The organism is Methylobacterium oryzae, assembly GCF_021398735.1.
GTDB lineage: Bacteria > Pseudomonadota > Alphaproteobacteria > Rhizobiales > Beijerinckiaceae > Methylobacterium.
The window spans coordinates 5,684,473-5,697,246 of the sequence record NZ_CP090349.1 but is presented as its reverse complement, the minus strand read 5'-3'; the positions used below and the strand labels follow the sequence as shown (position 1 = coordinate 5,697,246).

Below are 12,774 nucleotides of genomic sequence, written 5' to 3'. Positions count from 1 at the left end.
CTGTTTTCTGACGCTTCCGTGACATCGCGGCCCGACCCGTCAGAACAGCTCGATGTCGGGCGCTACCGGGTCGAGGGCTTGGTCGACGACTTGGTCAAGGGCCTGGGCGTCGACGCGGCGCTGGATCTGGGTGACGTAGCGCGCCCGCGCGGTCTCGAGGATCGCCGCCGGCGCGCTCGCCCGCCCCGGCCCGGTGCCGATCAGTCGCCGGCGCAGGCCGTCGAGGCAGAGCTGCAGCGCCGCGTTGGCGGCATCGACCGCCTCGATCTGCTGGCGGACGACGTCCTGGAACTGAACTTGGCCGAAGACCGACAGCACCTCGTCGCCCACCGCCGCATTCTGCGCCTTGACCTCGGCGAGGTCCGTCCGCGCCATCCCGAGGAGGACCCGGGTGGTCGTCTCGGCGATCCCGCCGAGTTCGGCCATCAGCGCGCGGAGGCGCTCCTGCTCGGTGCGGGTCGCGTCGTCCCCGCGATCGGCGATCAGCACCCGGCTGATCGTCTGCTGCGCGTCCGCCACCTGCACGCGCGCCTCGGCCATCGCGGTCTGGGAGGTCTGCGCGAGATCCTGGAGCTCCCGGGCGATGACCCGGAATCCGGCTCCGTGGGCCCCGGCGCGGGCCGCCTCGATGTTGGCGTTGAGCGCCAGCATCCGGGTCGCCGCCCCGACCTTCTCGAGGCTGAGGATCAGGGCATCGAGCCCGCGCATCTGCCCGACGGCCACTTCGACGGTGCCGCGTTCCTCGCGGGTCTCGTTCAGGCGCCGGTCGAGATAGGCGCCGAGGGCCGCCGCCAGGGATTGCAGCGCGGCGTCGCTCTGCTCGGCGAAGCCGACGATGCGGTCGTGCGCGCCGCCGATGCAGGCGGCGCTGCGCGCCTGGGCGGCGTCGAGCCTCTGCAGCGAGGCGAGGATCGCGGCGGCGGCCGCCTCGGTCTGCGCGACGATGCTGCGCAGCTGCTCGCCCGTCACGGCGAAATAGGGGTCGAGGTCGCCGAGATCCCGGGCCACGGCCTCGGCGCAGGCCGCTCCGTGCGCCGGGGCGGCCGCCGGTTCGGCCCGAAGCGTGACCGCCATCGGCGAGGCATCCGGCTCGACCGCGCGGCAGGACGGTTGCAGCCCGCGGGTCACGAGGCCTCCGCAGAGCGCGGCGGCGGCCGCGAAGAGGAGCTGCGCCGGCTGCGCGATCCCCAGGATCAGCGGCACGGCCCCGACCGCGCCGCCGGCCGCGGCACTGAGCAGGAGCGTCCGCAGCTCGGTCTTCGCGGAGGGACGGGCAGCAATCTGCATCGCGGGAACGGTCATTCGGTCGGAAACGGTGGCGCGGGGCCGGGCGAGGCCGAGGCCCGCGGAGCGGGCTTCAGCGGAGAGGGGTCGCCCGGATCAGGCGGCGCGGCGCTGAATCGCGGGGGCGACCTGTGTGAGGACCTGCAGCAGCTTGTCGGCCTGGACCGGCTTCACCAGCCAGCCGGTCGCCCCCGCCTGGCGCGCGCCGTCGCGCTTCTCCTGCTGCGATTCCGTCGTGAGAACGAGCATCGGCGTGAAGCGGGTCGGCGCGAGCTTCCGCAACTCCTGGATCAACTGGACGCCGTCCATGCCGGGCATGTGGAAGTCCGTGATCACGAGGGCCGGCTTCAGGCCTGCCTTGACCTTCGCGAGTGCCGTCTCGGCATCGGCAGCCTGTTCGGTTTCATATCCCGAACTGCGAAGTATTCCTGACATGCTCGAAAGAATGGTGGGTGAGTCGTCCACCAGTAATATCGTATTCATTTCTCGCTCTGAACTCCATGTCTGTGCGAACGGCTAAGTTTTAATCGTTCCAATCTGCCCGGCAATGCATTTTTCCATGACGTGGTCGCATAACAGCTCGAAGTCCTGCACCGCCCGCGCACGGGGCTTCACGTACCGAACCGGCTGTCCGCACCCGAAGGCCTCCGCCAGAGCGATGTCCGTACGGATCCCAGCCAGGAGGCGCTCCCGGCCGAACCGGCTCGCGAGCTGCTCGAGGGCCTCCCGCTGCATCGTGATCCGGAGATCCACCTGCACCGGCACGATCGAGAGGCCGCGCAGACCGGGATTGAGGCTCGTCGCCACCCGGAAGAACGCGCGCGCGAACTGCCCGACGCCGTCCACCGCGAGGTGGCTGAGCTGTGTCGGAACCAAGACGTGGTGCGCGCTCGCCAGGGCGCTGATCAGCAGGGCGTCGGCCGTCGGTGCGGTGTCGATCAGGATCACCGCGTAATCCGTCGCCAGGGGCTTCAGCGCCGCCGCGAGGCCGAGGGGCGCGACGGCGCCGTCGGGGCCCGAGAAGCCGCGATCGGCCGGCAGCACGTCCACGTTCGGCACGGCGGTGCGCCGCACGGCGCGCCCGAGATCCGTCACCCCGGTGCCGCGGAACAGGTCGTGCACCGTCGGCTCGCCGGGCCTCGCCCGCACGCCGAAGCCGAGGCCGGCATGGCCCTGGCTGTCGAGGTCGACGAGCAGCACCCGCCGGCCGCGCTCCGCGAGGCTTGCGGCGAGATTCACGGCCGTCGTGGTCTTGGCGGTGCCGCCCTTGCGGTTCGCCACGGCGAGGATGCGCCCGGTCCCCGGCTCGGTCATCCGCGCTCGGCCTCCGCGGCGCCTTCCGCGGCGGCCTCGGGCAGCGCGGCCAGGCAGGCCGCCGGCACGGCTCCGGCCGGCCGCGGAGGGCGGGTGCCGCGACCATCAGCACCTGGAGGACCGCCGTGTGGAGCCACGCCGCGCCGGTGAGGTCGACGACGGCCTCCGGGGTGGCGCGCAGGATATCGAGCAGCGGCTCGGCATCCTCGACCGGGCAGTGGCCCGAGAGCCGGATGCGGGCGCCGCTGTGTTCGAGGGCCATCAGAGCAGATCCGACAGGTTGAGGACGAGGAGAACCCTTCCGTCGCCGAGGAGCGCCGTCCCGGAGAAGCCCGCGAGGCCGGCGAGGAGACCGTCGAGGGGCCGCACGATGACCTCCATGCGCTCGCGGAAGCCGTCGACCACGATGCCGACCCGCTCGCGTCCGACACGGGCGACCATGACGGCCTCCTCCTCCGGCGGCGCGTCCGAGGCCGCCGGGAGGCCCAGGCTGTCGGCGAGCCGGATCAGGGGGATCATCGCGTCTCGCAGGACGAAGGTCTCGCGCTGCTTGATCCGGTGGATCTGGTCCCGCGGAACCTTCACGGTCTCGGCCACCGCGTCCATGGCGACCCCGTATTGCTGGCCCCGCGCCACCACGGTGACGATGCGGGTCACCGCCATGGTCAGGGGCAGCTGCACGGTCACGCAGGTGCCCGCGCCCGGCTGGCTCGCGAGCCAGACGTCGCCGCCCGCCCTGCGCACCGCGCTGCGCACGACGTCCATCCCGACGCCCCGACCCGAGAGGTCCGAGACCTGATCCCGCGTCGAGAAGCCGGGCGCGAAGACGAGGTTGACGAGATCCTCCGCGGTCATCTGGGCGGCCTGATCCGGGCCGATCAGGCCGCTGCGCAGCGCCTTCTCGCGGACCGCCTCCGGGTCGATGCCGCGGCCGTCATCGGCCACCTCGATGATGACGTTGTCGTTCTCCTGCCGCGCCGCGAGCCGCAGGGTGCCGCGCGCCGGCTTCCCGGCGGCGATCCGGATCGCGGGGGTCTCGATGCCGTGATCGAGGGCGTTGCGGACCATGTGGATCAGCGGGTCGGCGAGGCTCTCCAGCACGTTCTTGTCGGCCTCGGTCTCCTCGCCCAGGATCACCAGCTCGACCTCCTTGCCGAGCTTGCGCGTGATGTCGCGGACGAGCCGGGGGAAGCGCTGGAAAACCTGGCTCACCGGCATCATGCGGATCGCCATGACGCCGACCTGCAAGCTCTGGGCGATCCGGTCGATGACCGCGTACTGCTCCTTGATCTCCCGACCGAGCTGGCGCGAGCCGCTGACCTGCTCGACGCGTCCGGCGAGATAGGCGAGCCCGTTCTTGGCGACCGTCAGCTCGGCCGCGAAGTTCATCAGGGCGTCGACCTTGCCCTGCTCGACCCGCAGCATGCGCGCCGGACCCTTGGCGTCGGGGCCGGATCCCTCCGGGGCATCGCGCGGCCCGGTCGCCGGCGGCGGGGCCGCGGTGGGCCGCGGCGCGGGATCTCCGGAGGGTGTCGGCATCGGCGGTGCGGCGGCCGCGCCGCTCGCCACGCCGCGGAGGACGGCGCCGAGGGTCTCGGTGGCGCCCGCGCGCGCTCGGCCCAGGGCTGCTTCCAGGGCGGCGGCCCGGCCGGGCACCAGATGCGGCAGGCAGCGCCGCACCACCGTGCGCACGGACTCGAACCGGCCCTCCGCGACGGCCGGGTCCGTCGGCACGGCCAGCATCTCGGCCTGCGCGGCGAGGATCGCCTCTGCCTGCTGGCGCAGGGCGAGGTCCGGGGCGGGCGCCTCTGCGGGCGGCCGATCGGTCGGCGGCGAACCCGAGGCCGGCCGCGGGCCGCCGAGGTCGGCGGCGAGGCGGCGCAGCGTCTCGGTCTCCGCCGTGGCGGCCAGCGCCGCGATCCAGCGCAGGGCGCAGGCCTGCCGGGTCCCGGCGCCGACGATCCCCAGCAGGGCGGCGGCGGCGGCGGCGAGGTCCGCCCGGGCGTCCTCGGCGAGGAGCGTCCCGGCCCGCGCGGCGAAGTCGCCGAACACCTCGGCCTCATCCTCCGTCCCGGTCAGGACGATCAGGTCGTCCGGCCGGATCGCGCCGACCCGGACCTGATCGGCGACGTAGCGCAGATGATCGGCGACCGCCTCGGCGTCGGCGACGCACAGAACCTCGAAGCGGAGCCAGCTCAGCACCGGATCGCAGGTCTCCGGCGACGGAGTTGCGGCGCGCGGCCGTACCCGCAGCGCGACGAGGCCCGGGGCCTGCGCCACCAGATGGGCCGGGTCGTCGCCGCGGAAGAAGCAGGTCTCGTCGGGCTCGTAGTGCCAGACGGTCAGGGGGGCGCCCGAGGCCGCGGCGCGCCTCCAGGCGGCCTGCCGGTCCGCCTCGGGGAGGTCGGCGAGCCAGTCCGGCGGCCCGTAATCGGCCCGCGCGACGGTGGCCTCGATCGCCGCGGGGAGCCACGCCCGCAGGGCCGTCACCCGGCTCGCCATCACGGCGTCGGCCTCGTCCGGCAGGACCGCGCGGCTCTCCAGGACGTCGATCCAGTGGCCGACCAGATCGAGGCTGTCGAGGAGCCCGTCCACGATGGCGGGTTCCAGGACGAGCGTACCGGCCCGGACCTCGACCAGAAGGTCCTCGGCCGCGTGGACCAGATGGGTCAGCGGCGCGATCTCGAACAGGCCGGACGTGCCCTTGAGGGTGTGCACCGCCCGAAAGACGTCGTCGAGGGATTCGGCGCCCGGCGACTTCTCCAGGGCCAGCATGCCGCTCCCCGCGCGCTCCAGGAGCTCGCGGGCCTCGGGGATGAACTGGGCGAGCAGGGCGTTGGTCACGGTGCGGCTCCGGCCATCACGGTGGCGACCGCGACGAGGGCGTCCGGGCGCACCGGCTTGACGAGGTAGAGGTTGGCGCCCGCCGCGAAGGCCCGCGCGCGGTCGGCGCCGGCGCTCTCCGTGGAGATCATCACGGCCGGCACCGCCTGGAGCTCCGGCATGGTCCGGCCCTGCCGCAGGAAGGCGTAGCCGTCCATCTTGGGCATGTTCACGTCGACGAGGACGAGGTCGAAGCCCTCGGCGACGGCCTTCTCCAGGCCCTCGTAGCCGTTCACGGCCTCCTCGACCGCGAAGCCGGCCTCTTCCAGCACGTCGCGGTAGTACAGGCGCACCGTGGTGGCGTCGTCGATGACGAGGATCCTGGCCATGTCAGGCCTCCGCGCTCAGGGGCTTCTGGTAGACGATCGCCTCCGCGAACTTCCGGAGGTCGAACAGCGCGGAGATCCGGCTCATCGACTCGGAATGGCCGAGGCAGACGAAGCCACCGGGATCGAGCGCCTCGTAGAGCGTCTGGGCGGCGCCGCGGCGGGACGCGTCGTCGAAGTAGATCAGCAGGTTGCGGCAGAACACGACGTCGAAGCCGCGGAACTGCCGGGTCGAGAGCGGGTCCGAGAGGTTGACCCGCGCGAAGGCGATCGACTCGCGGATGTCCGGGATCACCTCGTGGGCGCCCTGCACCCGCCGGGTGTAGCGCTCCAGGGTCGCCCGGGGGACGTGCTGGACCGCGCGGTCGCCGTAGAGGCCGCGCTTGGCTTGGTCGAGCACGGCGGTGTCGATGTCCGAGGCGACGATCTCGATGTCGTACCGGTCGACCTCCGGCCACGTGTCGAGGAGCTGGAAGGCGATCGAGTAGGGCTCCTCGCCGGTCGAGCAGGGCACCGACCAGATCCGCACCGGCTCGCCCGGCCGCTTGCGCCGGGTGACCTCCGGGAGGATCGACCGGACGAGGCAGCGGAACTGGTACTCCTCGCGGTAGAAGTAGGTCTCGTTGACGGTCATCAGGTTGACGAGCGTCTGGAACTCCTGGCCGCTGGCCTGGAATCGCAGGGTGTTGAAGTAGTCGCGGAAAACCGGCAGCGCGCTCGCGAGCATCCGCTCCTGCAGGCGCTTGTCGACGAAGTAGCGCTTGTTGTCGGCGAACATGATGCCGGTCTTGCGGTAGAAGAAGTCGCGGAAGCGGACGAAGTCGGCATCGGTGACGACGGGCGTCGGCGGCGGGAACGGTGCGGTCATGCCGGCCGCCGGTCAGGTGATGCGGCGGCAGGCGGCCCTGGCCGCGAAGCGCAGGAACGGCGCGTCGGGGAAGCGGGCGGCGGCGGCCTCGATCTCCGGCACCATCTCGGGCGTGCCGATCTCGGCGAGCACGTCGAGGGCGGCGGCGCAGACGTTGACGTGCCCGTCCTCGGCCAGGACCCGGCGGGCGTAGGTCGCGGCCGCCGGGTGGCGCAGGGAGACCAGCACGTTCACCGCGAAGATCCGGCGGTCGCTGTCGGGATCGGCGAGGGCCCGCTCGAGGGCGCCGAGCACCGCCGCGTCCATCTCCTGCAGCGTCTCGATCGCGGCGTTGCGCAACCAGACGTCCTCCGAGCCCAGCAGGCCGAACAGGCGCTCGGCCGCCGCCGGGGTGCCGATGCGGCCGAGGGCGCCGAGGATCGCCTCGCCGACGCTCCGGTCCGCCTCGCGGCCGAGGCGGTCGGCCAGCAGGCCGGCGGCGTCGGGATCGGCGGCCAGGCGATGGGCCGCGTCGCGGCGCCCGGCGGCCGTCGGGCCCTCCAGGGCGATCCGGGGATCCTCCAGGGCTTCCGCCGGCGCGGGGAGGGCGGGGTGCTTGCGGACCAGGGCCATGGCAGTCTCGGTGTCGATCTCAGGACAGCCAGCCGACGAGCTGGGCCGGGATGGAGCGGGCGGGCAGCGTCAGGGTCGCGCCGCCGAGGCGGATCAGCTCGGCCGGCATGCCGAACACGACGGCGCTCGACTCGGCCTCCGCGATGGTGCGGCCGCCGGCAGCCCGCAGGGCCGCCAGGGCGGCGGCGCCGTCGTCGCCCATGCCGGTGAGTTCGACGCCGATCAGGGCTTCGGGCAGCAGGTGATCCCGGGCGCTGCGGACGAGGCGGTCGACGCTGGGGTGCCAGCGCAGGGCCGGGTCGCTCGGGACGGTGGCGACCGCGAGCCGGCCGAGCCGGCGCTCGATCACCACGTCGGCGTCGCCCCGGCCGATGTAGACGCGGCCCGCCGCGAGGGGGACCGGGGCGGTCACCTCCACCACCCCCAGGGCGCAGAGGCGGTCCAGGCGCTGGGCGAAGGCCCCCGTGAAGGAGCCCGGCATGTGCTGGGCGATCACGACCGGCCAGGGCAGGTCGGCCGGAAGCTCCGGCAGGATCTCCTCCAGCGTCCGCGGTCCCCCGGTCGACACGCCGATCAGGACGCAGCCCTCCACGCGGGCCGCGGTCCGGGGCGCCGGGCGGCGCTTCGCGATCTCGCCGCGCCCGCGCCGGACCCGGTCGAGGAGGCCGCGGGCGCGGCCGGGCTTGGCCCGGGCCGCGACGCGGACCTTGGCGACCATCTCGTCCCGGACCTCGCCGATGTTGAGGGAGACGGTGCCGCCGGGCTTCTCCACGTAATCGACGGCGCCGAGCTGCATCGCCTCCAGGGTCACGGCGGCGCTCTCGCGGGTCAGCGACGAGACCATGACCACCGGGCGCGGGCGCGCCGCCATGATCTCGCCGAGGCAGGTGAGTCCGTCCATCTCGGGCATGTTGATGTCGAGGGTGACCACGTCGGGCTCGAAGCTGTCGATCTGGTCCAGGGCGTCGCGGCCGTTGCGCGCCGTGCGCACCTCGAACTGGCCCGTCTCCTCGAAGATCAGGCGAAGGTGTTTGCGCATCAGAGCGGAGTCGTCGACGATCAGGAGCTTGGGCATGGCGGGTTGCGTGGCAGGAGCGGCCTCGGACCGGGCCCGGAGACGGCGGCTCAGGCCGCCTGCAGATCCGCGACCTCGTGCCGGCTGAGGAGCCGGTCGACGTTCACCATCAGGATGATCCGCTTGGCGGCGGCGAGGTTGGCGACCCACTCCACGGCGCTGTCTTCGTCCTGCGCGAGGTCCGGCGCCGGCACGATGGCCGAGCGGGGGATCTTCAGGACCTCCGAGACCGAGTCGACGATGAAGCCGGTCCGCACCCCCGCGATCGCGAAGACCATGATGCGCTGGCGGTCGTTGCGCGCGGCCTCCGGGAGCCGGAAGCGGCGGCGCTGGTCGACCACCGGCAGCACCGCCCCCCGCAGGTTGACGATGCCCTCAATGAAGCCGGGCGTCCGCGGCACGTGGGTGAGCTGCTCGGGGACGCGGACGATCTCGTGCACGGCGTCGATCGGCACGCCGTACTCCTCGTCCGCCAGGCGGAAGACGACGAACTGCTCCTCCTCGTCGGCGCGCGTCGGCGCGGTCGCGGTCTGACGTTCCTGCACGGGTCCCTCCTCTGCGGCTCCGAGGCCGGCGAGGCCGCCGGCGATCCCGGTGGTGGCGAACAGGCGGGCGGCCGACAGGATCGAGACCAGCCGCCTGCCGCCGCCGAGCCGGCAGATCGCCTCGACCTCGCGCAGCGCGTCGCCCTGCGCGAGCAGGTCGGGCAGCGGGTCGACCACCGCGCGGGGCACCCGCAGCACCTCCTTCACCGTGTCGGTGACGATGCCGACGGAGCCGGCGGCTTCCCGGGAGGCGACCACCACGATCCGGTTCTGCTCTCCCAGGGGCACGCCCGGCAGCCCGAACAGCGCCCGCAGGCTGACCAGGGGCAGCAACCGGTCGCGCAGGTTGATCACACCGATGACGTGGCGCTCGGCCTTCGGCAGCTCGCTGACGCGGTCGGGGACCTGGACGATCTCCTGCACCTGCTCGATCGGCAGGGCGTATTCCTGGCCCGCGAGCTCGAAGGACACGAGCTGGATCTCGTCGGAGAGCCCGGCCTCGCCCTCCGGCCGCGCCGAGGCCGCGCCGCCGGCCTCGATCGGCCCGACCGCGTTCCGTCCGCCCGACCCGCCCTCTGCGCCGGCGCGCACGGACCCGCTGCGCTGCAGCAGGCGCCCGAGATCGATGATCAGCACGATGCCGGCCGGCCGCTTGATCACGCCCGCGAGCAGCTCGGTCGCCGCGGTGGCGGTGAGGCCGTCAGTCCCCTCGATCTCCCCGGGCTCGGCGGTGATCACGCTCGCCATCCGGTCGACCACGAAGCCGGAGGTCCCGCCAGCGCCGCCGCCGTCGCCGGACCCCTGGCCGACCACGACCACCCGGGCGGCGTCGTCGTGGACCCGGTCGGGCAGCTCGAACAGCCGCCGCAGGCTCGCCACCGGCAGGACCGAGCCGCGCAGGTTGGCCAGTCCCACCAGGGCGGGGGGTGCCAGGGGAACGTCGACCATGTCGGGCAGGCGGATGATCTCCTGCACCTCCGCGAGGGGCACCGCGTAGGTCTCGCGGGCGACGTGGAAGGTCACGAACTGGAGCGCGGAGGCGGTCTCCGACCGGTCGGTCGCGGCCGAGGCTGAGGCGTCGTTGGACATGGCGGGCTCCGGGCTGAGCAGGATTCGGGTGGGGCCGTCCCGGCCGGGCGCGTCTCAGTCCTGGTTCTGGAGTTCGTCGGCCAGCGACGCGACCTCCTCGATGGCGGCGGCGAGTTCCTCCGCGCCGTTCGCCTGCTCGCGGGCGGCCTGCTGCGCCTCGTTCACCGCCTGGCCGCCCTGGCGGGCCGCCGTGGCGATCTGGTCGACGCCGCGCTTCGCCTCCTCGACGTTGCGGATGATCAGGTCGGCGCCCTGGAGGATCTGCCGGTTGCCGTCGAGCACCACGCCCATGTCGTCGGCGGTGGTCTCGAGGTCGCGGGTGATCGCCCGGTTCTTCTCGACCTCGGCGGCGGCCGCCGCGGAGATCGCCTCCAGGTCCCGGCGCACCACCACGATCTGGTCCTGGATCGCCTTCACGAGGTCCTTGATCCGCTCCGCGTTCTCCGAGGAATCCCGGGCGAGGTTGCGGATGTCGGTGGAGACCACCATGAAGCCTTTGCCGAACTCGCCGGCCCGGGCCGCCTCGATCGAGCCGTTCACCGCCAGCATGTTGGTCTGGATCGCCACCGTGGTGATCGCGTCGACGATCTTGTCGATCTTCCGGCTCACCTGCTCCAGGGCGTTGATCTGCTCTCGGCTCCGGTCGGTCTCCGCGAGGGCATTGCCGACGCCCGCGACCAGTCCGTCTACCGCGGCCCGGTTCTCCTGAAGCTGGCTCGTGATCAGGCCGCCCTTCTCCAGGGCGTCGCGGGCGCTGTCCTGGGCGAGGAGCGCTCCCTTCTCGATCTGCGCGATCGCGGCGGCCGATTGCTGCGCGGCTGCCGTCTGCTGCTGGGCGCCCCGGTCGATCTGGTCGAGCGCCGTGGTGATCTGCGCGGCGGCCCGGTTGATCTCCTCCACCGCCGAGGACAGCTCCTCGGCCGCCGAGGCGACCTCCTCGGCGCTCTTGCCGACGTCGGTGGCGTTCTTCAGCTCGTCCGCCAGGGTCGCGAGCTCGGTGGCAGCCTGCTCGCTCTCCCCGAGGGCGGTGGTCTGCTGCTCGATGGTCTTGAGCGATTGCTGGCAGGCGGAGGATTGCTCCTCGGCCGCCGCCGCGATCAGCTCGGACCCCTTCTGCGCCTCGACCGCGGCCTTCTCAGACTCGACGGCCACCCGGGCGATGGTCTCGGCGCCGCGCATGATCTCGACCATGGCCTGCCGCACCGCCTCGAGCTGGGCGGTGATCGTCTCGCCCCGCGCGACCTCTTGGCGCGCGCCCTCGGCCGCGCGGTTGATGCCCTCGGCGATGACCTTCACGTCTTCCTGGATCCGGCCGATCAGCGCCTGGATCTCCTGGGCGCTGCGCTCGGAGGTCTCCGCCAAGGTGCGGACCTCGTCGGCGACCACCGCGAAGCCCTTGCCGTGCTGGCCGGCCCGGGCCGCCTCGATGGCGGCGTTCAGGGCCAGGAGATTGGTCTGGTCGGCGATGCGAGCGACGGCGCGGACGATGTCGCCGATATTGGCCGCCTGCCGCTCCAGCTCGACGATCAGCGTGACCGAGGCCGCCTGACGCTCGGCCGCCGTGGCGATCGAGCCGACGCTGAGCCGGATCTGCTGGCTCACGCCGGCGATGAGTCCCTGGAGCGCCTCCGATTTCTGGCGCGAGGTCTCGGCCTCGGTGCGGGCGGTGCCGATTACCTCCGACACGGTCGTGACGGCGCGCTGCGACTGCTCGGAGGCCCCGGCCGCCTCCTCGGCGCCGGCGGCGATCTGCTCCATCGCCTTGCGCAGCTCCTCGGCCGCCGACGAGGCCTCGGCGACGCCGCTGGCGAGCTGGGTTGTCGCCGCCGCGATGCGCTCCGCCGCCTTCTGCTGCTTGGCGAAGGTCCGGGCCTTGCGCCGGCTCTCCTCGTTGAGGCGCCCGAGCTGGCTCAGACTGGCCGGCTCGCCCTTCCGGACCTGCGCGTGCGATCCCGACAGGGCGGCTTTCTTCACGAGGGCCATGGCGGCGTTTCCTTCACTTGAAGTCGCGGCTGTACGTCGCCGCCCCCAGGCTAGGACCCGCGACGCGCAAGTCTTACGAAGCATCAAGTTGCGAATCAATGAACGAGAACACGATTTTTGAGCAATGATCCGCTGTAGGTGCCGCCATATCCGTGCATATGAAGATCAATATTTGGAGTATATCTACAAAATGACTGGCTTGAAGATAGGACATTGGATTATGAATATGGATATACTGCAACCAATATGGAAATATGCGCTGGCAACAATCCTGTTCGCCGGTCGCTGCTGTATCGAGCCGGCGGTTTGGCCAAGCCCCTCGGCGGACCCGCGGGGCCCGCAGGCCGGAGCGAGCGCGATCTGAAGTTCCGCGCCGCCCGAGGTCGCGCCGAATGGAGAGCCGTTTGTGGGGCACGGCCCGGTCGAACACCGCAACCCGGACTGGCGATGGTCTGAGCGGGAACCCGGCCCGAGCGACCCCGACCCGATCTCAGTTGCAACCGTCGCAGATGCTGCCTTCGATCTTGTCGGTCAGAGCGCGCTCGCGCCGCCGCTGCTCCGGGGTCGGCACCTCGCCGGGGCCGAGAGACGTGCCGGGCGGCTTGGTGACGCCGAGGCTGTTGGTGTTCGGCGCCGTGATGGTCGAGACCGGGCCGCCGCCCGTGCCGGTCTGGTCGGGCGCTCGCGTCTGCACCGCGAGCGGGGTGATGAGGGCGAGGCTCAGCGCACCGAGCGTCGCGGTACCGAGGAATCCGCGGATCATGGAAGGTCTCCCGTCGCCGGGAGAACGGGAAA

General features: G+C 72.4%; 11 protein-coding genes. All 11 read right to left on the bottom strand.

All coding sequences use genetic code 11. From position 1 onward, the window contains the following. Nucleotides 1–39 precede the first annotated feature (39 nt). A complete protein-coding gene (locus tag LXM90_RS27185; protein WP_042672510.1) occupies nucleotides 40–1,287 on the bottom strand; it encodes a methyl-accepting chemotaxis protein in 1,248 nt (415 codons plus the stop codon). A 93-nt stretch (nucleotides 1,288–1,380) separates the two neighbouring features. Beyond that, the gene (locus tag LXM90_RS27180; RefSeq protein WP_085986780.1) at nucleotides 1,381–1,749 is read right to left on the bottom strand and encodes a response regulator; all 369 of its coding nucleotides are present in this window, start codon (nucleotides 1,747–1,749) and stop codon (nucleotides 1,381–1,383) included. 51 nt (nucleotides 1,750–1,800) lie between these two features. Beyond that, entirely contained in the window at nucleotides 1,801–2,598 is a 798-nt protein-coding gene (locus LXM90_RS27175; RefSeq protein WP_234081280.1) for a ParA family protein, read from the bottom strand. A gap of 261 nt (nucleotides 2,599–2,859) precedes the next feature. Next, nucleotides 2,860–5,442, bottom strand: a complete 2,583-nt coding sequence (locus LXM90_RS27170; protein ID WP_234081278.1) for a chemotaxis protein CheA — start codon at nucleotides 5,440–5,442, stop codon at nucleotides 2,860–2,862. Beyond that, entirely contained in the window at nucleotides 5,439–5,810 is a 372-nt protein-coding gene (locus LXM90_RS27165) for a response regulator transcription factor (protein WP_020095615.1), read from the bottom strand. Before LXM90_RS27165 ends, LXM90_RS27170 begins: the two co-directional genes overlap by 4 nt. A 1-nt stretch (nucleotide 5,811) precedes the next feature. After that, nucleotides 5,812–6,675: a CheR family methyltransferase gene (locus tag LXM90_RS27160; RefSeq protein ID WP_091927700.1), complete on the bottom strand. Its 864-nt coding sequence runs from the start codon at nucleotides 6,673–6,675 to the stop codon at nucleotides 5,812–5,814. A 12-nt stretch (nucleotides 6,676–6,687) separates the two neighbouring features. Then, nucleotides 6,688–7,287 (bottom strand): HEAT repeat domain-containing protein, encoded by a 600-nt coding sequence (locus LXM90_RS27155; protein WP_100253164.1) that lies wholly within the window; start codon nucleotides 7,285–7,287, stop codon nucleotides 6,688–6,690. Nucleotides 7,288–7,306: 19 nt separating this feature from the next. Then, entirely contained in the window at nucleotides 7,307–8,362 is a 1,056-nt protein-coding gene (gene cheB, locus LXM90_RS27150; RefSeq protein WP_091980855.1) for a chemotaxis-specific protein-glutamate methyltransferase CheB, read from the bottom strand. A 50-nt stretch (nucleotides 8,363–8,412) separates the two neighbouring features. After that, nucleotides 8,413–9,996 carry a chemotaxis protein CheW gene (locus LXM90_RS27145; protein WP_020095619.1) on the bottom strand — a complete coding sequence of 528 codons (1,584 nt, stop codon included), beginning with the start codon at nucleotides 9,994–9,996 and terminating at the stop codon, nucleotides 8,413–8,415. A gap of 54 nt (nucleotides 9,997–10,050) precedes the next feature. Then, entirely contained in the window at nucleotides 10,051–11,979 is a 1,929-nt protein-coding gene (locus LXM90_RS27140; RefSeq protein ID WP_103986039.1) for a methyl-accepting chemotaxis protein, read from the bottom strand. 490 nt (nucleotides 11,980–12,469) lie between these two features. Then, on the bottom strand, nucleotides 12,470–12,742 hold the full coding sequence (locus LXM90_RS27135) for a hypothetical protein (RefSeq protein WP_020095622.1): 273 nt from the start codon (nucleotides 12,740–12,742) through the stop codon (nucleotides 12,470–12,472). Between the last annotated feature and the right edge of the window lie 32 nt (nucleotides 12,743–12,774).